The sequence below is a fragment of the Streptomyces sp. MJM8645 genome (genome assembly GCF_001625365.1).
In the GTDB taxonomy this organism is placed as follows: Bacteria; Actinomycetota; Actinomycetes; order Streptomycetales; family Streptomycetaceae; genus Kitasatospora.
Map to the genome: position 1 here is coordinate 4,807,834 of NZ_LJJF01000001.1, position 22,630 is coordinate 4,830,463.

Sequence of the window (22,630 nt, forward strand, 5' to 3'; positions counted from 1 at the left end):
ACACCTCCAACGGGCGGGGTTCGTTCGGGTGTCGTGGCCGGGGCCCGATTGGCTTTCTCGGGGCCGGTCGGGGCAGGATTCGTATCCAGGCAGGCGGACGGGCCTTCGACGGCACCGGCGCGCGGCATCGGGTACGGACCCGGCCTGCGACCACGCATTGCCTGCATGAGCACAGTGTGCGGACCTGCGGCCTATCCGGGTGCCCCCCGGTGGGAGTACCGATGGGCCCCCGCACACCGCAAGCGAACAGACCACAGGAGTACACATGAACCGCAGTGAGCTGGTGGCCGCGCTGTCCGAGCGCGCCGAGGTGACCCGCAAGGACGCCGACGCCGTTCTGGCCGCCTTCGCCGAGATCGTCGGCGAGGTCGTCGCCAAGGGCGACGAGAAGGTCACCATCCCCGGTTTCCTGACCTTCGAGCGCACCCACCGCGCCGCCCGCACCGCCCGCAACCCGCAGACCGGTGAGCCGATCCAGATCGCGGCCGGCTACAGCGCCAAGGTGAGCGCGGGCTCCAAGCTGAAGGAAGCCGCCAAGGGCGCCTGAACCACCCCTTGAACGCCCGAGAGGCCGGGCTCCCCGTCTGGGGAGCCCGGCCTCTCGTCGTGGGGCCACGGGCCCGTAGGCCCGTAGGCCTACGGGCCCTGCGGGTCAGGCGTCGACCAGCTGCTCGGACGGCAGCTCGACGTGGGCGCCCAGGTCGCGCAGCTTGTCCATGAAGTTCTCGTAGCCGCGGTTGATCAGGTCGATGCCGTGCACGGTCGAGGTGCCCTCGGCCGCCAGCGCCGCGATCAGGTACGAGAAGCCGCCGCGCAGGTCGGGGATGACCAGCTCGGCGCCCATCAGCTTGGACGGGCCGGAGACGACCGCCGAGTGCAGGAAGTTGCGCGCGCCGAAGCGGCACGGGGTGGCGCCCAGGCACTCGCGGTACAGCTGGATGTGCGCACCCATCTGGTTGAGCGCGCCGGTGAAGCCGAGCCGCGACTCGTACACCGTCTCGTGGACGATGGACAGGCCGGTGGCCTGGGTCAGGGCGACGACCAGCGGTTGCTGCCAGTCGGTCTGGAAGCCCGGGTGCACGTCGGTCTCCAGGGCGATCGCCTTGAGCTCGCCGCCCGGGTGCCAGAAGCGGATGCCCTCGTCCTCCACCTCGAAGGCGCCGCCGACCTTCCGGAAGGTGTTCAGGAAGGTCATCATCTCCAGCTGGCGGGCGCCGCGGACGTAGATGTCGCCCCTGGTGGCCAGCGCCGCGCAGGCCCAGGAAGCGGCCTCCAGGCGGTCCGGCAGCGCGCGGTGGGTGTAGCCGCCCAGCTCGTCGACGCCGGTGATCAGGATGGTCCGGTCGGTGCCCAGGGTGATGATCGCGCCCATCTTCTGCAGCACGCAGATCAGGTCGACGATCTCCGGCTCGATGGCCGCGTTGCGCAGCTCGGTGACGCCCTCGGCGAGGACGGCGGTGAGCAGCACCTGCTCGGTCGCGCCGACCGAGGGGTAGGGCAGCTCGATCTTGGTGCCGCGCAGGCGCTGCTGGGCGACCAGGTAGGTGCCCTGCGGGTGCTTCTCGATGGTGGCGCCGAACTGGCGCAGCACCTCGAAGTGGAAGTCGACCGGGCGGCCGCCGATGTCGCAGCCGCCCAGGCCCGGGATGAAGGCGTGGCCGAGGCGGTGCAGCAGCGGGCCGCAGAACAGGATCGGGATCCGCGAGGAGCCCGCGTGCGCGTCGATGTCGGCGACGTTCGCACTCTCCACGTGCGACGGGTCGAGGATCAGCTCGCCGTCCTCGTCGCCGGTCCGCACGGTGACCCCGTGCAGCTGGAGCAGGCCGCGGACCACCTTGACGTCGCGGATGTCCGGGACGTTGCGCAGTCTGCTGGGGCCCTGGCCGAGGAGGGCGGCGACCATGGCCTTGGGCACCAGGTTCTTCGCACCGCGGACGCGGATCTCGCCTTCGAGCGGGTTTCCGCCGTGGACCAGCAGGACGTCGTCGGTCATCGTTCTCGCAATCCGGGGTGCCAGAGGGGTGGGAAGGCTCCGGTAGAGAGCCGGTGGTGGACCGGTTGGTACGGGCGCGCTCGGGCCCCCGGCAAAACCGAGTCGGCACCGTAGAAGGGCGTCCACCATCCGTAGATGGTAGTGGGCGTGCCGATGGTTCCCGTGAGCCTCTCCCGTGATGGTCCTCTCTCCGGGCTCGCTCCCGCCCGCCGGAGGGGCCGTTCGGGTGTTTGTCCGGCGTGGCGGGGTTTCGATCGTTGAGGTGTCCGACCCCGGCCGTTCTGCGGGATCATGTGGGCATGACGGCGGCCCACTCGCACGCAGGACGGTCCCACACCGGCCGTCTGCTCGTCGCGACGCCCCTGCTCACCGACCCGAACTTCGCCCGGGCGGTGGTGCTGCTCCTCGACCACGACGTCGAGGGGGCGCTCGGCGTGGTCCTCAACCGGCCGACGCCGGTCGAGGTGGGCAGCGTCCTGGACGGCTGGGGGCGGCTGGTCGGGCAGCCCGCCGTGGTGTTCCAGGGCGGACCGGTGGCGCTGGACTCGGCGCTCGGCCTCGCCGTGGCGCCGGGGGAGCCGGGCACCGGCGAGCCGCTCGGCTGGCGGCGGGTGCACGGCGCGATCGGCCTGGTGGACCTGGAGGCGCCGCCCGAGGTGCTGGCCGGCGAGCTGGGCGCGCTGCGGATCTTCGCCGGGTACGCCGGCTGGTCGCCGGGCCAGCTGGAGACGGAGCTGGGGAGCGGCGCCTGGTACCTGGTGGACTGCGAGCCGGGGGACATCTCCAGCCCGGAACCGGAGCGGCTGTGGCGCTCGGTGCTGCGCCGCCAGCGCGGCCCGCTGGCGCTGCTCGCGACCTATCCGGACGACCCGACGCTGAACTGACGTACGGGCCGCCGTCGCGATACTGGCCGGGTTTCGCGGGGCGCCCATAGACTTGGCACCTATGAGCACTCTTGAGCCCGAGCGCGGCCTCGGCACCGGCACCCTGGTCGAGCCAGTCCCCCAGGTGTCCCACGGGGACGGCGACCACGAGCGCTTCGCGCACTACGTCCAGAAGGACAAGATCATGGAGAGCGCGCTCTCCGGCTCGCCCGTGGTGGCGCTCTGCGGCAAGGTCTGGGTGCCCGGGCGCGACCCGAAGAAGTACCCGGTCTGCCCGATGTGCAAGGAGATCTACGACGGCATCGGCAAGCCGCAGGGCGGCGACGACAACAACGGCGGCAAGTAGCACCGGCCGCCGCGGGCCGGTGCCCGGCGCCGTTGTGCACGGTGTGGTTGTGCACAGTGCCGTTTTGCATAGTGCCGAGTTTCCGAAGTGGTCTATGCCAGTCGTCCGGGGCGGGGGCAGGATGTCGGAATGGACCTCATTCCCGTGCCTTCGAGTGCCGTCCGCCGCCCGGACGAGGACTTCCCCCTCGACGACGCCACCACGCTGACCGCGCCGCCCGGGCTGGCCGACGCCGAGCGGTGGCTGCGAACCACGCTGACCGCGGCCACCGGGCTGCCGCTCGGCCCGGGCCGGCCGGGCACGGGCATCGAACTGGTCCAGGACGACGCGCTGGCCGCCGAGGCGTACCGGATCACGGTGCGCCCCGGCCACGTCCTGATGGCCGCGGGCGGGCCGGCCGGTGCGCTGTGGGGCGCGCAGACCCTGCGGCAGCTGCTCGGCCCGGACGCCTTCCGCCGGTCCCCGCTGCGCGGCACCGGCTGGGTGCTGCCCGGCGCGGACATCGAGGACGCCCCCCGGTTCGGCTGGCGCGGCGCGCTGCTCGACGTCGCCCGGCACTTCCTGCCCAAGTCGGACGTGCTGCGCTTCGTCGACCTGCTGGCCGCGCACAAGCTCAACGTGCTGCACCTGCACCTGACCGACGACCAGGGCTGGCGGGTGGAGATCAAGCGCTACCCCGGCCTGACCGAGCGCGGCGCCTGGCGGGACCGCTCGATGGTCGGCTACCGGGCCGGCCAGCGCCGTGACGACCGCCCGCACGGCGGCTACTACACCCAGGACGACCTGCGCGAGATCGTCGCCTACGCGGCCGCGCGCGGGGTCACCGTCGTCCCGGAGGTCGACCTGCCCGGGCACACCCAGGCCGCCGTCGCGGCCTACCCCGAGCTGGGGAACACCGACGTGGTGGACACCGCGGCGCTCGGCGTCTGGACGGACTGGGGCGTCAGCCACAACGTGCTCAACGCCTCCGAGGACACCCTGCGCTTCTTCGAGGGCGTGCTGGAGGAGGTCCTGGAGCTCTTCCCGTCCGAGTTCATCCACCTCGGCGGCGACGAGTGCCCCAAGGAGCAGTGGAAGGACAGCGCGGCCGCCCAGGCGCGGATCCGCGAGCTCGGCCTGGCCAACGAGGACGAGCTGCAGAGCTTCGTGATCCGGCACTTCGACCGCTGGCTGGCCGAGCGCGGCCGCCGGCTGATCGGCTGGGACGAGATCCTGGAGGGCGGGCTCGCCCCGGGCGCCGCCGTCTCCTCCTGGCGCGGGTTCGGCGGCGGGATCGCCGCGGCCAAGGCCGGGCACGACGTGGTGATGTGCCCCGAGCAGCACGTCTACTTCGACCACCGGCAGGCCGACGGCCCGGACGAGCCGATCCCGGTCGGCTTCGTGCGCACGCTGGAGGACGTGTACCGCTTCGAGCCGGTGCCCGGGCAACTGGACGAGACGGCCGCCCGGCACGTGATCGGCACCCAGGCCAACCTGTGGAGCGAGTTCATGGACAGCGCCCGGGACATCGACTACCGGGCCTTCCCCCGGCTGGTGGCCTTCGCCGAGGTCGCCTGGTCCGACCTGCCCACCGATCCGGCCGAGCGCGACTACGCCGGCTTCGAGCACCGGCTGGAGGCGCACCTGAAGGTGCTGGACGCGCTCGGCGTGGAGTACCGCCCGGCGGACGGCCCGCACCCCTGGCAGCGCTGGCCCGGGGTGGCCGGCCGGCCGATCGAGGGCCCGCCGCCGGTGCGCTGAGCGCGACGGACTCGCCCTTGCGGGAACTTCTGAGTGGTCATCTGACGTCAAGAACAGATGAACATCTGCCCAGGTCCGGTTCGGGCCTGGGCAGATACCGCCCGGTATCCGTCCCAATCGGGCAGTCCCGTTCACCTGCCCCGAAATGATCATCGAGCATTGTGTGCCAGAGTTGCCCAACCCGGCCCGATCGCCCGTACCCTACGGGCCAGGCCGGGCTGCTGACGCGGACACCACGGCCGAAGGCCGCGGGCGGCAGCCGATCGATGAGCAAGTGGAGCACGGTGGGACCCAGGTGAACCGGACGATCATGCTGCCGGCCTCCCTCGACGAGGCCGTCGACGCGCTGGCCGCCACCCCGGCCGCGGTACCGGTGGCCGGCGCCACCGACCTGATGGAAGCCGTCAACGCCGGACGGCTACGCCCCGCCGCCCTGGTCGGCCTCGGCCGGATCACCGAACTGCGCGGCTGGCGCTACGAGGACGGCGGCACCGCCGTCCTCGGCGCCGGACTCACCCACGCCCGGATGGACCGTCCCGACTTCGCCGCGCTCATCCCCGCGCTCGCGGACGCCGCCCGCACCGCCGGCCCGCCGCAGGTCCGCAACGTCGGGACCCTCGGCGGCAACATCGTCACCGCCGCCCCGGCCGGCGACACCCTCCCGGTGCTCACCGCCCTGGAGGCCAGCGTCACCCTCGCCCGGGCCGGCGCCAGCCGCGAGGTGCCGGTCAGTCACCTGCTCACCGGCCTCGACCCGGTGCGCCCCGGCGAACTCCTCACCTGGGTGCGCGTCCCGCTGCTGCACGCCCCGCAGGTCTTCCTCAAGGCCACCGGCCGCAGCGGCCCGGCCCGCGCCACCGCCTCCGTCGCGCTGGTCCTCGACCCCGCCCGGCGCGCCGTGCGCTGCGCGGTCGGCGCCGTCGCGCCCGTGCCGCTGCGCCCGCTGGAGGCCGAGGTCTGGGTCGCCGGCTGCATCGACTGGGACGGCAGCCGGGAGATCGACCCGGCCGCGACCGCCGCCTTCGGCGAGTACGTGGCCGCCGCCTGCGTCCCCGACAGCTACGGCGCCGAAGGCGCCTGGGAGGCCGCGACCGAGGGGCCGAGCGCGGCCGCCGTTCGGCTGCGGCGTACCGTATCGGTGCTGGCCCGACGGGCACTGGGAAGGGCGCTGAAGTGACCACAGACCCCATCGAGACCCTCGACGCCGACCCGCTCGGCCTCACCCCGCAGGTCAGCCGCGAGCTGCGCCCGTGCGCCTCGTACACCTTGCGGGTCAACGGTTTCGAACGGCCCGTCACCGACGCCTGGATCGGCGAGAGCCTGCTCTACGTGCTGCGCGAGCGGCTCGGCCTGGCCGGCGCCAAGGACGGCTGCGAGCAGGGCGAGTGCGGGGCCTGCTCGGTGCAGGTGGACGGCCAGCTGGTGGCCGGCTGCCTGGTGCCCGCCGCGCTGGCCGCCGACAGCGAGATCAACACCGTCGAGGGCCTGTCGGCCGCCGGCGGCGCGAGCGACGTCCAGCAGGCGCTGGCCGAGTCCGGCGCGGTGCAGTGCGGCTACTGCACCCCCGGCATGGCGATGGCGGTGCACGACCTGCTCCAGCGCAACCACCGCCCGACCGAGGTCGAGGCCCGCCAGGCGCTCTGCGGCAACCTCTGCCGCTGCACCGGCTACCGCGGCGTGCTGGCCGCCGTCCAGAGCATCGCCGACGCGCGCGCCGAGGACGTCGAGGAGGCGGAGGAGACGGCCGCCGCGACCGCCGCCCAGGCAGCCTCACCGGCCACCGACCAGCCCGCCGACCAGCCCGCCGGGGAAGCGGCCGCCGGACCGCAGCAGGCCGCCGAACCGCCGGTCTACGCCGACGCCGACGCCTGGATCGAGCACGTCCCGCAGCCGCCTGCCGAGCAGCCCCCGGCCGGCGCCGACCAGCCGTACGGCGACGGCCAGGGCGGCTACGACACCGGCGTGTACGACACCGCCGTCCTGACGCCGGTCCAGGGCATCCCCGCCCAGACCGCCGACGACCAGGTGTACTACCCGCCGCAGGGCTACCCCGAGCAGCCGTACCAGGGCACCCCCGCCCACGGCACCTACGTGCCCGGCGGCTACCCGCAGCAGAACGGCTACGACGCCGGGTACGACGCCCCGGTCTACGAACCCACCCCCGCGCACGGCACGCCGCTGCCCGGGGCCGCCTTCGACGGCACGCCCCCGCACGGCACGCCCTACGTCGCCACGCCCCCGCACGGCGCTCCGGCCGGTGGCACCGCCCCGGCCGGCGTCCCGTACGGCGCCACCCCCGCCCACGGCATCCGGCTCCCCGAGGACGACCACGCATCATGACGTCGCCTACCGACATCGGCGCAGCACTCCAGCAGGACGGCGGCGAGGGCGGCGCACCGGAGCCGTTCGGCCTGGGCAGCTCACCGCTGCGCAGCGACGCGCTGCCCAAGGCGCTCGGCATCTACCCGTACGCGGCCGACCTGTGGGCCGAGGGGCTGCTCTGGGGCGCGGTACTGCGCTCGCCGCACCCGCACGCCCGGATCAGGGGCATCGACACCGCGGCCGCGCTGGCGCTGCCCGGCGTGCACGCCGTGGTCACCGCCGCCGACCTGCCGCCCGGTCCGGACGGCACCCCGGACGGCGCCCCGGCCGGGCCGATCGTCGCCGACCGGCCGGTGCTGGCCGCGGGCGTGGTGCGCCACCACGGCGAGCCGATCGCCGCGGTGGCCGCCGACCACCCGGACACCGCCCGGCTGGCGGTCGGTCTGATCGCGGTCGACTACGAGCCGCTGGAGGCCGTCACCGACCCCGAGCAGGCCTTCACCGCCCCGTCGCTGCACCCGGACGGCAACCTGTTCCGCCACCTGCCGCTGCGCACCGGGGATCCGGACGCGGCCGGCGAGATCATCATCGAGGGCCTCTACCAGGTCGGCCGTCAGGACCCGGCCCCGCTCGGCGCCGAGGCCGGGCTGGCCGTGCCGCGTCCGGACGGCGGCGTCGAACTGCACCTGTCCTCCACCGACCCGCACGGCGACCGCGACCGCACCGCCGCCTGCCTCGGTCTGGAGCCCGACCGGGTCCGGCTGGTGGTCACCGGCGTGCCCGGGGCCACCACCGACCGCGAGGACCTCTCCTTCCAGGTCACCCTGGCGCTGCTGGCGCTGCGCACCGGCCGCCCGGTGAAGATGACCCTCACCCGCGAGGAGTCCTTCCACACCCACCCCTCGCGCCACCCCGCGCTGCTGCGCTACCGCCACCACGCCGACGCCGAGGGCACCCTGGTGAAGGTCGAGGCGCAGATCCTGCTGGACGGCGGCGCGTACGCGGACGTCTCCGCCGAGGCGCTGGCCGCCGCCACCGCGTTCTCGGTCGGCCCGTACGTCTGCCCGAACGTCTTCGTGGACGCCTGGGCGGTGCGCACCAACAACCCGCCGGCCGGGCGGATGCGCGGCGAGGGCGCGTTGCAGGCCTGCTTCGCCTACGAGTCGCAGCTGGACCAGCTGGCCGCCCGGATCGGCGTGGACCCGGTGGAGATCCGCCGCCGCAACGCGATGGCCACCGGCGACCCGATGCCCACCGGACAGGCAGTCACCTGCCCGGCGCCGGTCGGCGCGCTGCTGGAGGCCGTCGCGGCCGAGCCGCTGCCGGCCCTGCCGGTGGACGACCCGGACGCCGAGTGGCTGCTGCCGGGCGGGCCCGGTGGCGCCGGCGACCCGGCGGCGGTGCGGCGCGGGATCGGCTACGCCGTCGGCATGGTGCACATGCTCGGCGCCGAGGGCGAGGACGAGGTCTCCACCGCCACCGTGCGGGTCAGCGGCGACCACGCCACGGTGATCTGCGCGGCCGTCGACTCCGGACAGGGCTTCGCCACGCTGGCCCGGCAGATCGTGCAGACCGTGCTGGGCGTCAGCGAGGTGTACATCGCGCCGGCCGACAGCGACCAGTCCATCGCCGGTCCCTCCGCCCGCGGCCGGCACACCTGGGTCTCCGGCGGCGCCGTCGAGCGCGCCGCGCTGATGGTCCGCCACCAGCTGCTGCAGCCGATCGCCGCCAACTTCGGGATGTCGGTGGAACTGCTGCAGATCGCCGACGGCAAGATCACCTCGTACGACGGGGTGCTCGGCATGCCGGTCGCCGAGGCGCTGGAGGGCAAGGAGCTCTGGGCGACGGCCCAGTGCCGCCCGCACCCCACCGAGCCGCTGGACGAGTCCGGGCAGGGCGACGCCTTCGTGTCGATCGCGTTCTGCGCGATGCGCGCGGTGGTGGACGTGGACATCGAGCTGGGCGCCGTCCGGGTGGTCGAGATGACGGTCGCCCAGGACGTCGGCCGGGCGCTGAACCCGCGGCAGATCGAGGACCGGATCGAGGCGGGCGTGGCCCAGGGCGTCGGCCTGGCGCTGCTGGAGGACCTGCGCACCGAGGGCGGCGTGCTGCTGAACCCCTCGCTCACCGGCTACCGGCTGCCCACCGCGCTGGACACCCCGCAGGTGCGGATCGCCGCCCTGCTGGAGGAGCGGGACGTGGTCGCCACCTTCGGGGCCAAGGCGGTCAGCGCCGCCCCCGCGGTGGTCGCCCCGGCGGCCGTGGCCGCCGCCGTCCGGGCGGCCACCGGTCTGCCGGTCGGCCGGCTGCCGATCCGGCCGGAGGACGCGGTCGCGGTCTGACGGGCGGGGGCGGCGGTGTCGGCCGACCGCCCCGGAAATGGCGGAAACAGGAATTGCCGGTCGACGGAATGTCGACCGGCAATTCCATTTCCGGCGAGGCCATGACGGGAATCGAACCCGTGTACACCGCTTTGCAGACGGTTCCCTAAGCCACTCGGGCACACGGCCAGTGAATTCATAGTGGCGGAATGCGCGGGGGGCCGTCAACGGTGGAATGTAAATTCTGTATGGCGGCTTGTGCTACGGTCGGAACCAGGTGGTCGGTTGCCCGGCCGCCCCGGACGAGCGCGTCGTACCCGGTGACGACAAGACGGCGCAGTTCAGCGGCAATCCGGCCGCTGTGGACTGCGGAGGTAGGCCGTCATGGCATGGCTCGTTCTGATCATCTCGGGTGTCCTGGAGACCGTGTGGGCGGTGGCCCTGGAGTCGTCCAAGGGCTTTTCCCGGCTCACCCCCAGCCTCGTCTTCGGTGTGACCCTGCTGCTGAGCATGGGCGGGCTGGCGTACGCGATGCGCACCATTCCGATCGGCACCGGCTACGCGGTCTGGGTCGGCATCGGCGCGGTCGGCACCGCGCTCTACGGCATGGCCGTCCTGGGGGACGCGGTGACGGCGGCCCGGATCGGTTGCCTGCTGCTCATCGTCTCCGGCGTGGTCGGCCTGAAGGTGCTCCACTGACCGCCGCCTGAGCTTCCCCCTGACCCTGGTCCTAAGCCCTGCGGACTAGCTGATCACCGACTCGGGTCAGGGGTCATGAAGCCAGACGGCCCTTACGATGTTACGTATGACCACTGCCTCCCCCACCTCGGTCGACTCCGCCTCGATACCCTCCGAACCCGACCCCGGTGGCGGGGTCCTCAGTGGCCGCTACCGCGCTCTGACGCTGGGGATCGTGTCGGTGGTCCTGGTGATCGCCTTCGAGGCGACCGCCGTCAACACCGCGATGCCGACCGCGGCCCGCCAGCTGAACGGCATCGGGCTGTACGCCTTCGCCTTCTCCGGCTACTTCACCACCACGCTGTTCGCGCTGGTCGTCTCCGGGCAGTGGTGCGACCGGCGCGGGCCGTTGCAGCCGCTGTTCACCGGCATCGCGGTGTTCGGCGTGGGCCTGGTGGTGGCCGGGACGGCGCCGGGCATGTGGGTGTTCGTGGCCGGGCGGGCGGTCCAGGGCCTGGGCGGCGGGCTGGTGATCGTCGCGCTGTACGTGGTGGTCGGCCGGGCCTACCCGGAGCGGCTGCGGCCGGCGGTGTTCGCGGCCTTCTCCTCGGCCTGGGTGCTGCCCTCGATCATCGGGCCGCTGGTCTCCGGCGCGATCACCCAGCACCTCGGCTGGCGCTGGGTGTTCCTGGCCGTGCCGGTGCTGATCCTGCTGCCGCTGGCCGTGATGGGCCCCGCGCTGACCCGCTCCGAGCGGGAGCACCCGGTGGCCAGGGGCGCGGAGTTCGACCGCCGGCGCACCCTGCTGGCCGCGATGGCGGCGCTCGGTGCCGGCCTGCTGCAGTACGCGGGCGGGCGGCACGACCTGATCGGGCTGCTCCCCGGGACCGTCGGGGCGGCGCTGCTGGTGCCGGCCGTCCTGGGGCTGTTGCCCGAGCGGACCCTGCGGGCCGGTCGGGGGCTGCCGGCGGTGATCCTGCTGCGCGGACTGGCGGCCGGGGCGTTCCTCGGGGCCGAGGCCTTCGTCCCGCTGATGATGACCACCGAGCGCGGCCTCTCGCCGACGATGTCGGGGCTCACCCTGACCAGCGGCGGGCTCACCTGGGCGCTGGGCTCCTGGCTGCAGGGGCGGCCGGGGGCGGAGCGCTACCGCGAGGCGATGATCCGGGGCGGGTTCGTACTGACCGCGGTGGCGATCGCGGGCGCCGCGCTGGTGCTGGTCCCGGCGGTGCCGGCCTGGGTGGCGGCGGTGGCCTGGGGTATCGGCGGCATCGGGATGGGACTGACGGTCGCGAGCGTCAGCGTGCTGATGATGAAGCTCTCCGCGCCGGAGGACGCCGGGGTGAACTCGGCGGCCCTGCAGATGAGCGACGCGCTGGGCAACGTCCTGCTGACGGGCCTGGCGGGGGTGATGTTCGCGGTGCTGGGCGGCGGCTCGCTCGCCGCCGCCCACGAGGGTGCCGGGGCCGCCGGCTCGTCCGGTGCCGCCGGGTCGCCCGTGGCGTTCGCGGTGATCCTGCTGGCCATGGCCGGCGTGGCGCTGCTGGGGGCGCTGCTCTCCGGCCGGGTCCGGACCAGGTCCTGAGGGTCAGCCGGCGGCGGCGGGCACCGGCGGTGCCCCGGGGGTGCCGAGGAAGGCCTCCCAGCCGCCGGTCGGCGCCTGGCCCGGGGCGAGGCCCTGGAGCTTGCGCAGCACCGCCGGGTCCTGGGCGTCCAGCCAGTCCACCAGTTGGCGGAACGAGACCAGCCGGACCTCCGGCTTGTCCGCGATGGTCCGGAGCACGTCCTCGACGGCGTTCATGTAGATGCCGCCGTTCCACTCCTCGAAGTGGTTGCCGATGACGTAGGGCGCCCGGTTGCCGTTGTAGGTGCGGTCGAAGCCCAGCAGGTAGGAGTCGCGGGCCTGGGCCTGGAAGCCCGGGTAGAGCGCCGGGTCGGCCTTGGTGTTGGGGCCGCACTGGTTGTACATGATGTTGTAGTCCATCGACAGCACCTGGAAGGTGTGCCCGGGGAAGGGGATGGACTGCAGCGGGAGGTCCCAGAGCGCGCCGCCCTGGATCTTCTGCGGCCACACCTGGGTGCCGTTGCCGCTGCTGTCGTAGCGCCAGCCGCGCTTGACCGCGGTGGGCAGCAGGTTGCGCTGGCCCTCCAGGCAGGGGGTGCGGCTGCCGATCAGCTCCCTGTGGTAGTCGAAGGGCAGCGCCGGCAGGTCGGTGAAGCCGGTGTTGGTGCGCCAGTTCGTCACGAAGTCCATGGCCTGCTGGATCTCGCTGTCCCACTCCTCCGGGGACCACTTGCCGACGCCGGTGGAGCCGCAGAAGTGGCCGTTGAAGTGGGTGCCGATCTCGTGGCCCTCCAGCCAGGCCGCGTGCACGTTCTCCAGGGTGTCGTGGATGTGCTGGTCGGTGAGGTAGCCGATCTCGGAGGCGCCGACCTTGTGTTGCGGGGGGCGGTAGAGGTCCTTCTTGGACTCGGGCAGCAGGTAGAGGCCGCTGAGGAAGAAGGTCATCGAGGCGTTGTGCTCCTGCGCCAGCCGGCGGAAGCGGGCGAACAGGCCGTTGTCGAGTTCGCCGGCGCCGTCCCAGGAGAAGACCACGAACTGCGGCGGCCTCTCGCCGGCCTTGAGCCGCTCGGGGGTGGGCTGGTGGGGCTGGGCCCCGGTGTCGGAGGTGGAGCCGTCGCCGATCAGGACGGCCTGCGGCTCGGCGGTGTCCGTGGGGCCGGCACTCTCGTCGACGGCCGCGCCGGTGGGGGGGACGGCCGAGCCGATCATCGGCTTGTCGGCGCTGTTGTTTCCACAGCCGGTCGCCAGGGTGGCGGCGGAGGCCGCACCGGCGGCCAGCAGGGTGCGGCGGGAGAGAGCGGCCATGGTCACTCCGTTCATGAGGCGTTCGGCAGGCGTACAGGCGTGCGGAAATCCGGTCGGACAAGTGGGGTGATAGAACCCGTGACCGGGTCAGCATGCCAGCTGGGCCCGATCGGTCGACGAGGCGCCACCCGAGGTCGTCATCGATCGCCCGATTGACGCAACCGGACAGGCCCCCCGCGCCGTCGAAGCTCGTACCGAGGCGTTCCGGTGGCGCCGTCACCTGGGAAACGGCCGTCGCGTTCCGTCACCGGGTGCCCACTGGGCGCACGGATTCGGGCGATTGCCCTGCCGAACGGGGGGTGTCATTACGCCCATCGTGTGGACGTGCTTTAAGGTCCGATCCGATTGAATTGTTTCCCAGGAAACTCCCAGGATCGGGAATCCGTCGGTAGAGGGGAGCGCCCGTGGGCGTCCAGCAGAGCAGGAGCCCGTGGCCGGGCACCCTGGCGGCCGGTGCCGCGCTGGTACTCGGCGCCTGGCTGCTGCACGACGGGGGGCAGGGCGCGCTGCCGCCCGCCCCCGGCAGCACGCAGACGCTGTCCGGCTTCGCCCCGGTCTCCGTCGCCCCGCCACTGGGCCCGTCCGACCCCACCCGCATCCGCATCCCGGCCGTCCGGCTGGACGCCCCGGTCACCGCGCTCGGCCTCGACCCCGACGGCCACCTCCAGGCCCCGCCCGAGGCGGACCGCAACCTGGCGGGCTGGTACCGCGGCGGGGCCAGCCCCGGGCAGCGCGGCACCGCCATCCTGGCCGGGCACGTCGACAACAAGGCCGGCCCGGCCGTCTTCTACAACCTGGGGGCGCTCCGGCGCGGAGACCGGATCGAGATCGCCCGCGCGGACGGCGCCGTCGCCGTCTACCAGCTGTACGCCATCGAAGTGCACGACCGAAAGGACTTCCCGGACGACCGGGTCTACCGCCAGGCCGCCGACGCTCAGCTGCGGGTCATCACCTGCGGCGGCGCGTACAGCGCCGAGCACGGCTACGAGGGCAACGTCGTCGCCTACGGCTTCCTGGCCGACACCACCCGGCCGGGCAAAGCCGCATGACCACGCTGACCCTCGCCACCCGCTGGAACCCGATCGACTGGCCGCTCACCCACGGCCCGATCCCGTACGCCGTGCTCGCCGCGGGCTGGGGGTCGCTGGTCCTGCTCGCGTTCTCCCGCCACGAACGCTGGCGGGCCCCGCGCCTCTTCGGCGCCCTGATGCTGGCCGGAACGCTCACCGCCCTGGTGAAGCTCGGCGTCGACGGCTGGTGGCACCCCTTCCCGGAGGGCACACCGGACTTCGTCCTGCGCTGGATAGCCGTCGCGCTGTTCGCGATATCCCTGGTCTGCTTCCGCGCGCCGCTGCTCGCCGTCCGCCGGCGGCTGCTGGCGACCGGAGCCGCCGTCCTGGTGCTGCTGATGGCCGCCTCGCAGGTCAACCGGGGCTTCGACCAGTACCCGACCGCCCGGGCCATGCTGGTGCCCGAGATCCAGGCGCTGACCACGGGCAAGGTGGCCAGCACCGTCGCCGCCTCGCCCGGCAAGCCCGTCGAGGAGCTCTGGCACGCGCCGCCCGGCCTGCCCGCGAAGGGCACCCTCTCCACCGTGACCATCCCCGGCGCCAAGTCCGGCTTCACGGCCCGCGACGGGTACGTCTACCTGCCGCCCGCCTACCAGGCCAATCCCCGGCCGCTGCTGCCCGTCGTGGTGCTGCTGCCCGGCCAGCCCGGCGCCCCGGTGGACTGGATCACCTCCGGGGCCATCCAGGAGACCCTGGACGCCTTCGCCGCCGACCACCAGGGCCTGGCCCCGATCGTGGTGGTCGCCGACCCCACCGGCAGCCCGTTCACCAACACGCTCTGCATGGACTCCCGGATCGCCAAGGCGCACACCTACCTGGCCACCGACGTCCCGGACTGGATCCACCACAACCTGCAGACCGCCACCGGCCGGGGCGCCTTCGCCATCGGCGGGCTCTCGCTCGGCGGCACCTGCTCGCTCCAGCTGGCCGTCAACGCACCCGGGGTCTACGGCACCTTCCTGGACATCTCCGGCCAGGACGAGCCGACCCTGGGCGACCGCGGCGAGACCGTCGACAAGGCCTTCGGCGGTGACGAGGCCGCGTTCGACGCCGTCGACCCGGTGCACGTCATGGCCCGGCAGAAGTTCCCCGACACCGCAGGCATGTTCGTGGTCGGCGCCAACGACCCGGACTTCCGACCCATGCAGGAGAAGGCCTATGCGGCGGCACAGGCGGCCGGAATGAAGGTCGGCTACCAGACCATCCCCGGCTGGCACAGCTGGGTCGTGTTCCGCCAGGCCTTCGAACAGAATCTGACCTGGCTCTCCCAGCAGACCGGACTGATCCGGTGATCCGGCTCCCCGCGGCCCCCGCGCCGGCCAAGGAACAGGAGTGGCCGTCGGACCGCGCGCCGGTCGCCGGAACGCCGGAGCCGCGCCCGCAGCGGGCCTGGCGGGCCACCCGGACGTTCGGCGTGTGGCTGCGCTCGGCGCCGCTCACCCTGGTGCTGCTGGCCGGGCTCTGGGCGCTCGGCGCGGCCACCGGCAGCCTGGCCCACGGGCCGTCCGAGCGGCTGCTCGACCGGGTCGGCGTCGGCGTGCCCACGCTCGCCGAGGGCCACTGGTGGACGCCGTTCACCTCGCTGTTCTGGTGCTCCGGCCTGGGCTCGTACGTCTTCACCAGCCTGCTGCTGGTCCTGGTCGGCCCGGCCGCCGAGCACCGGCTCGGGTGGCTGCGCACGCTCGCGGTACTGGTCGGCGGGCAGCTGGCGGGCACCCTGCTCGGCACCGGGCTGATCGCGGTCGGCTCCCGGGTCGGCGAGCAGTGGACCGTCTCGGTGGCCGACCAGACCTCGGTCGGCCCCGGCGTCGGCCTGTTCGCGCTGGCCGGGGTGCTCGGCTACCGGCTCACCGTGCTCTGGCGCCGCCGGCTGCACCTGCTGGTGCTGCTCGCCCCGCTGGTCATGACGCTCTACGTGGGCCACCTGCAGAGCGTCCAGCGGTGCGCCGCCGCGTTCGTCGGGCTGGGCGCCGGCGCGCTGCTCGCCCGGGGCGGGCTGCACCTGCGCACCCACCGCTCCTCGCACTCCGAGACCCGGGTGCTGGTGGCGCTCTGCCTGGTCGCCGCCGCCCTCGGGCCGCTGATCGCCTCGCTGTACGACAACGCCAGCGGGCCGTTCAACACCTTCTCCGAGCTGTACTTCTCGCACCGGCTCAGCCCGGAGGAGGTGGCCGACTTCTGCGCGCTGTCGGCGCACGACTGCGCCCGCGCGCACGCCGTCGAGCGGATCTTCGACACCCCGGGCCGGCTGATGGCCGCGCTGTTCCCGGCGCTGCTGCTGGTCCTGGCCGAGGGGCTGCGCCGGGGGCTGCGGCTCGCCTGGCGGATCACCGTCGCCACCGAGCTGCTCTGGGCGGCGCTGCTGGGCTGGCTGTACCTCGACTCCGGCCCGGTCAGCGGCGACGTGGTCCAGTACTTCGTCGAGGCGCTGCTGCTGCCGCTGCTCACCCTCGGCCTGCTGCTGGCCACCCGGCAGCGCTTCCGGCTGCGGCTGGCCGGCCGGGCGGTGCTGCGGCTGGGCGCGCTGCTCGGCGGCGCCGCCCTGGCGGCCTCGGCCGCGTACGTGGGGCTCGGGCGCCTCGCGGCCGACCAGTTCGAGCCGGGGGCGAACATCCGCCGGCTGCTGCACGGGCTGCCCGCGCAGTTCCTGCCGCCCGCCTACAACGACCTGCTGCCGGACTACCCGATCGCGGTCGGCCCGGTGGCGCTGTTCCTGGAGACGTACTGCGGGCTGGCCTTCTGGGTGGTCGCGCTGACCGCGCTGCTGCTGGCCTTCCGCCGGCCGGTGCTGCACACCGACGCGGAGGCGGCCGCCCGGGCCAGGGCGCTGCTCACCGCGTACGGCGGCGGGACGCTGTCCTTCATCACCACCTGGGACGGCAACCACTACTGGTTCGACGAGGAGGGCCGGGCGGCCGTCGCCTACCGGGTGCACAACACGGTGGCGCTGACCACCGGCGACCCGTTCGGCGCGCCGGAGGCCCGGGCCCGGGCGGTGGCCGGGTTCGCCCGGTTCTGCGACCAGCGCGGCTGGACCCCGTGCTTCTACAGCGTCTCCCCGCAGACCCGGGAGGCCACCGCGCAGCTCGGCTGGCGCTCGGTGCAGGTCGCCGAGGACACCGTGGTGGCGCTGCCCGAGCTGGCCTTCACCGGCCGCAAGTGGCAGGACATCCGGACCGCGCTGAACAAGGCCGGCAAGCAGGGCATCACCGCCGAGTGGTGGTCCCACCACGAGGCGCCGCGCGCGCTGCGGGACCAGATCCGGGCGATCTCCGAGGAGTGGGTCTCCGAGAAGGGCCTGCCCGAGATGGGCTTCACGCTCGGCGGACTGGAGGAGCTGGACGACCCGGACGTACGGGTGCTGATCGCGGTGGACGAGCAGCGCGTCGTGCACGGGCTGACCAGCTGGATGCCGGTGTACGAGAACGGCGTGCCGGTCGGCTGGACGCTGGACTTCATGCGCCGGCGCTCGGACGGCTTCCGCGGCGTCAACGAGTTCCTGATCGCCTCGGCCGCGCTGGGCTTCAAGGAGGAGGGCGCGCGCTTCCTGTCGCTGTCCGGCGCGCCGCTGGCCCGCTCCGGGCAGGACGAGGAGCCCTCCGGCCTGCAGCGGATGCTGGACTGGATGGGACGGGTGCTGGAGCCGGTGTACGGCTTCCGCTCGCTGCTCGCGTTCAAGTCGAAGTTCCAGCCGGAGTACCGGCCGATGTACATGGCCTACCCCGACCCCGCCGCGCTGCCGAGCATCACCCGGGCGATCGGCAAGGCCTACCTGCCGCACCTGACGCCGGCGCAGGGCGTCCGGCTGATGCGCAGGCTGTCGGGCTGAGGCGCCCCGGGCCCCGGACCCGGGTGACGGCCGGAAGCGCGGTGGCGCCCCCGGACGCCGGCCCCGCGCGCCGCTCAGCCGAGCAGTTCGGCGAGCGCGCGGTCGGCGTCCAGGTGCAGGTGCTCCTCGCCCTCGGGGACGAGCAGCCGGCTGCGCCACAGGAAGCGGCGCAGGTCGGTGGTGTCGAACTGGAGCAGCGCGGTGCCCTCCGGCGCCCGCAGTTCGACCATGGTGCGCCGGCCGACCGCGGGCCGGACGTGGACGTCGCCGACGCCGGCCGGCAGCTCCAGGCCGGCCGAGAGCAGCTGGCGGGCGAAGACCCAGACGATGTCGTCGGCGCCGTCCGCGCCCGGGCCCGCGCCGCCGTCCGCCGGTTCGTCCAGCGAGAACTCGGCGGGGAAGGCCATCCGGACGGCGAGCGGGTCCTCCGGCAGGTAGCTCAGGACCACCCGCAGCCGGACGGAGCGGTGGAGCGAGAGGATCAGACGGGCCTGGACGGTCTCTTCGGCGGCGGTGTGCACGGCGAGTCCCTTCGGGTCGGTGTGAGGCCGGTCGACAAGGGGGAGGGTTGGGGCGGCCTCACCCTGGTGAGAGTCCCGGGACCGGCCGTGATTACTCGGTTTCGGAACCGATCGGATGTGATCCGGGTCACGTCGATTTCCGGCCGCCCGGGCCCGGCGCGGAGCCTCGCCTGGCCGCCCCGACGGCGCCGGGCCGGTACGCTGGGCGGGTTGTCCGATCGCCGCCCTTCCGCGGGGCGGGGCTGAGAAACCGCCCCTGACCTGCGATGATCCCCCCTCGGAGACCGTGAGTACTGCCGCCGCCTCCTCGATGCCGCTGTTCTCCGACGTGTCGGAGCCGCAGGCGCCCGCCCGGGGTGCCGGACCCGCCGCGTCCGCCGCCTCGCACCACCTCTCGCCGGCCTTCCCCGGCCGCGCCCCCTGGGGCACCGCGGGCAAGCTGCGGGCCTGGCAGCAGGGCGCGCTGGACAGGTACATCGAGACGCAGCCGCGCGACTTCCTCGCGGTCGCCACCCCGGGCGCCGGTAAGACCACCTTCGCGCTCACCCTGGCCTCGTACCTGCTGCACAACCACCTGGTGCAGCAGGTGACCGTCGTCGCGCCGACCGAGCACCTGAAGAAGCAGTGGGCCGAGGCCGCCGCACGGATAGGCATCCGGCTCGACCCGGCCTACTCCTCCGGCCCGCTCTCCCGGGACTACCACGGCATCGTGGTCACCTACGCGGGCGTCGGGGTCAACCCGATGCTGCACCGCAACCGGACCGAGGCGCGCAAGACTCTCGTGATCATGGACGAGATCCACCACGCCGGCGACTCCAAGTCCTGGGGCGAGGCCTGCTTCGAGGCCTTCGAGCCGGCCACCCGCCGCCTGGCGCTGACCGGGACGCCGTTCCGCTCCGACACCAACCCGATCCCCTTCGTCCAGTACGAGGCCGGCGGCGACGGCATCCGCAAGTCCGTCGCCGACTACACCTACGGCTACGGGCACGCGCTCGCCGACCACGTCGTCCGCCCGGTGATCTTCCTCAGCTACAGCGGCAACATGCGCTGGCGCACCAAGTCCGGTGACGAGCTGGAGGCCCGGCTCGGCGAGCCGATGACCAAGGACCTGATCGCCCAGGCCTGGCGCACCGCGCTGGCCCCGCAGGGCGAGTGGATCCCGTCCGTGCTGCAGGCCGCCGACCGGCGGCTGTCCGAGGTCCGCAAGGCGATCCCGGACGCCGGCGGGCTGGTCATCGCCACCGACCAGAACACCGCGCGCGCCTACGCCAAGATCCTGCGCGAGATCTCCGGCGAGAAGGCCACCGTCGTGCTCTCCGACGAGACCGAGGCCTCCCAGCGGATCTCCGACTACGCGGCCGGGGACTCGCGCTGGATGGTCGCGGTCCGGATGGTGTCCGAAGGCGTCGACGTGCCCCGGCTGTGCGTCGGGGTGTACGCCACCTCGATCTCCACCCCGCTGTTCTTCGCCCAGGCCGTCGGCCGCTTCGTACGAGCCCGCAAGCGCGGCGAGACCGCCTCGGTGTTCCTGCCGACCATCCCGACGCTGCTCGGCTTCGCCAACGAGATGGAGGTCCAGCGCGACCACGTGCTGGACCGGCCGAAGAAGGAGGGCGAGGGCCTCTTCGACGAGGAGGACCGGCTGCTCGCCGAGGCCGAGCGGGCCAACGACGGGCCGGACGGCGCGGGCGGCGACGAGTTCTCCTACGAGGCGATCGGCTCCGACGCGGTCTTCGACCGGGTGCTGTACAACTCCATGGAGTTCGGCATGCAGGCCCACCCGGGGAGCGAGGAGGAGGACGACTACCTCGGCATCCCGGGCCTGCTGGAGCCGGACCAGGTGCAGATGCTGCTGCAGAAGCGCCAGCACCGGCAGATCCAGCGCAGCAAGGGCAAGCCCGCCGAGGAGGCCGACCTGCTGGAGCTGCCGGCCGAACAGCGGCCGGTCGTCACCCACCAGGAACTCCGGGAGCTGCGCAAGGAGCTGAACGCGCTGGTGGCGGCCTGGCACCACCGCACCGACCAGCCGCACGGCACCGTCCACAACGAGCTGCGCCGCCAGTGCGGCGGCCCGCTGACCGCGCAGGCCACCGCCAACCAGCTGAAGGCGCGGATCGCCAAGATCCGCGAGTGGGCGAAGTAGCCGCGGAATCGGTCGCGGAATCGGTCGCGGGAACGGCACGGCGCGCGGCCGCGGGCCGGCCGCCCCGCTCCCGTGTGTCCGGACTCCGGAGCGCGGCCGGACCCGCGCGCTGACGGGCCCGGAGAAATGCGGGCATTTGTCCCGGTTCCGTCGCGCTGTTGAGAACGATCACGCCCGAATTTTGGACAACCACTTCCGTCACGACATTTCCTTCACTACCTTTCCCCCACGCTCTTCCACCGGGCAACCCCCACAGGACGGGCGCCGCAGGACCGCACGCACGTCAAGGACGACACCGCGAGCGGTCCGAGCGCGGCCACCCCACCTGCGCGCGACACCGAACCCGGTCCGGCGCCGCCTGCCCCCGCGAGCGCCGCGGAAAGGATGCCCGTCGTGACTGCCGAGACCTCCCAGACCCTGGACCGTGGCGTCCGGGTCCTCAAACTCCTCGCCGACTCCGAGCGCGGGCTCACCGTCACCGAGCTGGCCGCCCGACTGGCCGTCAACCGCACCGTCGTCTACCGGCTGCTGGCCACCCTGGAACAGCACGGCCTGGTCCGCCGGGACATCGGCGGCCGCGCCCGGGTCGGCCTGGGCGTCCTGCGCCTGGCCCACCGGGTGCACCCGCTGCTGCGCGAGGCCGCGCTGCCGGCCCTGCGCAGCCTGGCCGAGGACCTCGGCGCCACCGCCCACCTCACCCTGGTGGACGGCAACGAGGCGCTGGCCGTCGCCGTGGTCGAGCCGAGCTGGACCGACTTCCACGTCGCCTACCGCACCGGGCTGCGCCACCCGCTCGGCGAGAGCGCCGCCGGCCGGGCCATCCTGGAGGCGCGCACCTTCCCCAGCCAGCGCCGGCCGGAGCAGGGCTTCGTCATCACCCGTGCGGAGGAGCAGTCCGGGGCCTGCGGCGCGGCCGCCGCGCTGATCGGACTGAGCGGCATCGAGGGCAGCGTCGGCGTGGTGATGCTGAACGGGATGGTCCCCGAGCGGGTCGGCCCCCGGGTGGTGGAGGCGGCGACCGAGGTGGCCGACGCGCTGCGGTAGGCCGGCACGGGCCCCGGTGTGTTTGGATTCCCCTTGTGTCCGACACCAAGCTGCCCAAGGCCCTCACCTCCCCGCGGACCCGCGCGCTCACGCTCTGCGGGGTGCTGGTCGCCGCGCTGTTCGGCGTGGCCGCCTTCGTCCCGCTGCCGTACACGCTGACCTGGCCGGGCCTGACCGCAGACACCCTCGGCACGTACAAGGACAAGCCGGTCCTCACCGTGACCGGGGCGCCGCTGCGCACCACCGAGGGCGAGCTGCGGATGGTCACCATCTCGGCCACCAACCCGGGCGAGAAGACCACCTTCTGGCGCGCGCTCCAGGCCTGGTTCGACCAGGACGAGGCGGTGCGCCCGACCGACACGGTCTACCAGCCGGGCAACCCGGCCAAGGCCGAGGAGCAGACCGCCCAGCAGATGGCCGAGTCGCAGAACAGTGCCACCGCCGCCGCGCTCGGCTACCTCCACCTCTCGCCGGACCAGGTCAAGGTGAAGGTCGACCTGGGTGACGTCGGCGGCCCGAGCGCCGGGCAGATGCTGGCGCTGGGCATCATCGACAAGCTCGCCGGCGACGGCAAGGGCGGCGACCTCACCGGCGGGCTCACGATCGCGGGCACCGGCACCATCGACGACCAGGGCGTCGTCGGCGCGGTCGGCGGCGTCCCGCTCAAGACCCAGGCGGCCGCCCGGGACGGCGCGACGGTGTTCCTGCTGCCCAAGGACGAGTGCACGGACGCCAAGGTCAACACGCCCAAGGCGCTGCGCCTGGTGCCGGTCGGCACGCTCGGCGAGGCGGTCTCGGCACTGGAGGCGCTGAAGAGCGGCGGCAGCGTCCCCAGTTGCTGACCGGGGCGCAGGCCGCTGCCGCCGGGCG

Annotated in this window: 17 protein-coding genes, 1 tRNA gene, 1 pseudogene and 1 riboswitch; of the genes and pseudogenes, 15 read left to right on the forward strand and 4 right to left on the reverse strand. The window is 73.5% G+C overall.

The features are described 5' to 3' along the window. Window positions 1-265 precede the first annotated feature (265 nt). The gene (locus A6F73_RS20750) at window positions 266-547 is read left to right on the forward strand and encodes an HU family DNA-binding protein (RefSeq protein ID WP_030059737.1); all 282 of its coding nucleotides are present in this window, start codon (window positions 266-268) and stop codon (window positions 545-547) included. 105 nt (window positions 548-652) lie between these two features. Here A6F73_RS20750 and murA read toward each other — a convergent pair whose 3' ends face one another. Then, entirely contained in the window at window positions 653-1,993 is a 1,341-nt protein-coding gene (gene murA / locus A6F73_RS20755; RefSeq protein ID WP_063349179.1) for a UDP-N-acetylglucosamine 1-carboxyvinyltransferase, read from the reverse strand. 299 nt (window positions 1,994-2,292) lie between these two features. Between murA and A6F73_RS20760 the strand changes: the two genes are divergently transcribed. From A6F73_RS20760 to A6F73_RS20785, 6 genes and pseudogenes are all read left to right on the forward strand, one after another. Beyond that, on the forward strand, window positions 2,293-2,877 hold the full coding sequence (locus tag A6F73_RS20760; protein WP_063349180.1) for a YqgE/AlgH family protein: 585 nt from the start codon (window positions 2,293-2,295) through the stop codon (window positions 2,875-2,877). 61 nt (window positions 2,878-2,938) lie between these two features. Further along, complete coding sequence (locus A6F73_RS20765) at window positions 2,939-3,223, forward strand: DUF3039 domain-containing protein (RefSeq protein ID WP_063349181.1); 285 nt, start codon at window positions 2,939-2,941, stop codon at window positions 3,221-3,223. A 129-nt stretch (window positions 3,224-3,352) separates the two neighbouring features. Next, window positions 3,353-4,963, forward strand: coding sequence for a beta-N-acetylhexosaminidase (locus A6F73_RS20770; RefSeq protein ID WP_063349182.1), 1,611 nt, complete (start codon window positions 3,353-3,355; stop codon window positions 4,961-4,963). Between the two features lie 310 nt (window positions 4,964-5,273). Continuing rightward, on the forward strand, window positions 5,274-6,140 hold the full coding sequence (locus A6F73_RS42535; RefSeq protein ID WP_063351365.1) for an FAD binding domain-containing protein: 867 nt from the start codon (window positions 5,274-5,276) through the stop codon (window positions 6,138-6,140). A gap of 77 nt (window positions 6,141-6,217) precedes the next feature. After that, a pseudogene (locus A6F73_RS43250) lies at window positions 6,218-6,664 on the forward strand ((2Fe-2S)-binding protein); the annotation flags it as partial. A 635-nt stretch (window positions 6,665-7,299) separates the two neighbouring features. Then, window positions 7,300-9,627 (forward strand): xanthine dehydrogenase family protein molybdopterin-binding subunit, encoded by a 2,328-nt coding sequence (locus A6F73_RS20785; protein ID WP_079135849.1) that lies wholly within the window; start codon window positions 7,300-7,302, stop codon window positions 9,625-9,627. Between the two features lie 96 nt (window positions 9,628-9,723). On the opposite strand, the gene A6F73_RS20790 is transcribed toward A6F73_RS20785, so the two are convergent. After that, window positions 9,724-9,795, reverse strand: a tRNA-Cys gene (locus A6F73_RS20790). An 85-nt stretch (window positions 9,796-9,880) separates the two neighbouring features. Further along, window positions 9,881-9,947, forward strand: a riboswitch (guanidine-III (ykkC-III) riboswitch). 43 nt (window positions 9,948-9,990) lie between these two features. Here A6F73_RS20790 and A6F73_RS20795 point away from each other — a divergent pair. Together A6F73_RS20795 and A6F73_RS20800 are read left to right on the forward strand one after the other, a co-directional pair. After that, on the forward strand, window positions 9,991-10,305 hold the full coding sequence (locus A6F73_RS20795; RefSeq protein WP_063349183.1) for an SMR family transporter: 315 nt from the start codon (window positions 9,991-9,993) through the stop codon (window positions 10,303-10,305). 106 nt (window positions 10,306-10,411) lie between these two features. Continuing rightward, window positions 10,412-11,869, forward strand: a complete 1,458-nt coding sequence (locus tag A6F73_RS20800; protein WP_063349184.1) for an MFS transporter — start codon at window positions 10,412-10,414, stop codon at window positions 11,867-11,869. Window positions 11,870-11,872: 3 nt separating this feature from the next. Here the strand turns inward: A6F73_RS20800 and A6F73_RS20805 are convergent, their stop codons facing one another. Beyond that, window positions 11,873-13,153, reverse strand: a complete 1,281-nt coding sequence (locus A6F73_RS20805) for a hypothetical protein (protein ID WP_063349185.1) — start codon at window positions 13,151-13,153, stop codon at window positions 11,873-11,875. Between the two features lie 404 nt (window positions 13,154-13,557). Here A6F73_RS20805 and A6F73_RS20810 point away from each other — a divergent pair, with 404 nt between their 5' ends. Genes A6F73_RS20810 through A6F73_RS20820 form a run of 3 tightly spaced genes read left to right on the forward strand, consistent with a single transcriptional unit; the run spans window position 13,558 to window position 18,052 of the window. Next, window positions 13,558-14,202: a class F sortase gene (locus A6F73_RS20810; protein ID WP_063349186.1), complete on the forward strand. Its 645-nt coding sequence runs from the start codon at window positions 13,558-13,560 to the stop codon at window positions 14,200-14,202. Continuing rightward, a complete protein-coding gene (locus tag A6F73_RS20815) occupies window positions 14,199-15,515 on the forward strand; it encodes an alpha/beta hydrolase-fold protein (protein WP_063349187.1) in 1,317 nt (438 codons plus the stop codon). The genes A6F73_RS20810 and A6F73_RS20815 overlap by 4 nt, the downstream gene beginning before the upstream one ends. Continuing rightward, the gene (locus A6F73_RS20820; protein ID WP_079135850.1) at window positions 15,512-18,052 is read left to right on the forward strand and encodes a phosphatidylglycerol lysyltransferase domain-containing protein; all 2,541 of its coding nucleotides are present in this window, start codon (window positions 15,512-15,514) and stop codon (window positions 18,050-18,052) included. Before A6F73_RS20815 ends, A6F73_RS20820 begins: the two co-directional genes overlap by 4 nt. A 74-nt stretch (window positions 18,053-18,126) precedes the next feature. On the opposite strand, the gene A6F73_RS20825 is transcribed toward A6F73_RS20820, so the two are convergent. Then, complete coding sequence (locus A6F73_RS20825) at window positions 18,127-18,573, reverse strand: SsgA family sporulation/cell division regulator (protein ID WP_063349188.1); 447 nt, start codon at window positions 18,571-18,573, stop codon at window positions 18,127-18,129. Between the two features lie 310 nt (window positions 18,574-18,883). Here A6F73_RS20825 and A6F73_RS20830 point away from each other — a divergent pair, with 310 nt between their 5' ends. The 3 genes from A6F73_RS20830 to A6F73_RS20840 all read left to right on the forward strand — a co-directional run bounded on the left by A6F73_RS20830 (window position 18,884) and on the right by A6F73_RS20840 (window position 22,602). Next, complete coding sequence (locus A6F73_RS20830) at window positions 18,884-20,716, forward strand: DEAD/DEAH box helicase (protein WP_063349189.1); 1,833 nt, start codon at window positions 18,884-18,886, stop codon at window positions 20,714-20,716. A 393-nt stretch (window positions 20,717-21,109) separates the two neighbouring features. Beyond that, window positions 21,110-21,760, forward strand: coding sequence for a helix-turn-helix domain-containing protein (locus A6F73_RS20835; RefSeq protein ID WP_063349190.1), 651 nt, complete (start codon window positions 21,110-21,112; stop codon window positions 21,758-21,760). A gap of 35 nt (window positions 21,761-21,795) precedes the next feature. Next, window positions 21,796-22,602: a S16 family serine protease gene (locus tag A6F73_RS20840; RefSeq protein WP_244293447.1), complete on the forward strand. Its 807-nt coding sequence runs from the start codon at window positions 21,796-21,798 to the stop codon at window positions 22,600-22,602. Window positions 22,603-22,630 lie beyond the last annotated feature (28 nt).

Coding starts and splice junctions, on each gene's coding strand:
- A6F73_RS20750 (WP_030059737.1), top strand. CDS start 266: ATGAACCGCAGTGAGCTGGTGGCCGCGCTGTCCGAGCGCGCCGAGGTG.
- murA (WP_063349179.1), bottom strand. CDS start 1,993: ATGACCGACGACGTCCTGCTGGTCCACGGCGGAAACCCGCTCGAAGGC.
- A6F73_RS20760 (WP_063349180.1), top strand. CDS start 2,293: ATGACGGCGGCCCACTCGCACGCAGGACGGTCCCACACCGGCCGTCTG.
- A6F73_RS20765 (WP_063349181.1), top strand. CDS start 2,939: ATGAGCACTCTTGAGCCCGAGCGCGGCCTCGGCACCGGCACCCTGGTC.
- A6F73_RS20770 (WP_063349182.1), top strand. CDS start 3,353: ATGGACCTCATTCCCGTGCCTTCGAGTGCCGTCCGCCGCCCGGACGAG.
- A6F73_RS42535 (WP_063351365.1), top strand. CDS start 5,274: ATGCTGCCGGCCTCCCTCGACGAGGCCGTCGACGCGCTGGCCGCCACC.
- A6F73_RS20785 (WP_079135849.1), top strand. CDS start 7,300: ATGACGTCGCCTACCGACATCGGCGCAGCACTCCAGCAGGACGGCGGC.
- A6F73_RS20795 (WP_063349183.1), top strand. CDS start 9,991: ATGGCATGGCTCGTTCTGATCATCTCGGGTGTCCTGGAGACCGTGTGG.
- A6F73_RS20800 (WP_063349184.1), top strand. CDS start 10,412: ATGACCACTGCCTCCCCCACCTCGGTCGACTCCGCCTCGATACCCTCC.
- A6F73_RS20805 (WP_063349185.1), bottom strand. CDS start 13,153: ATGGCCGCTCTCTCCCGCCGCACCCTGCTGGCCGCCGGTGCGGCCTCC.
- A6F73_RS20815 (WP_063349187.1), top strand. CDS start 14,199: ATGACCACGCTGACCCTCGCCACCCGCTGGAACCCGATCGACTGGCCG.
- A6F73_RS20830 (WP_063349189.1), top strand. CDS start 18,884: ATGCCGCTGTTCTCCGACGTGTCGGAGCCGCAGGCGCCCGCCCGGGGT.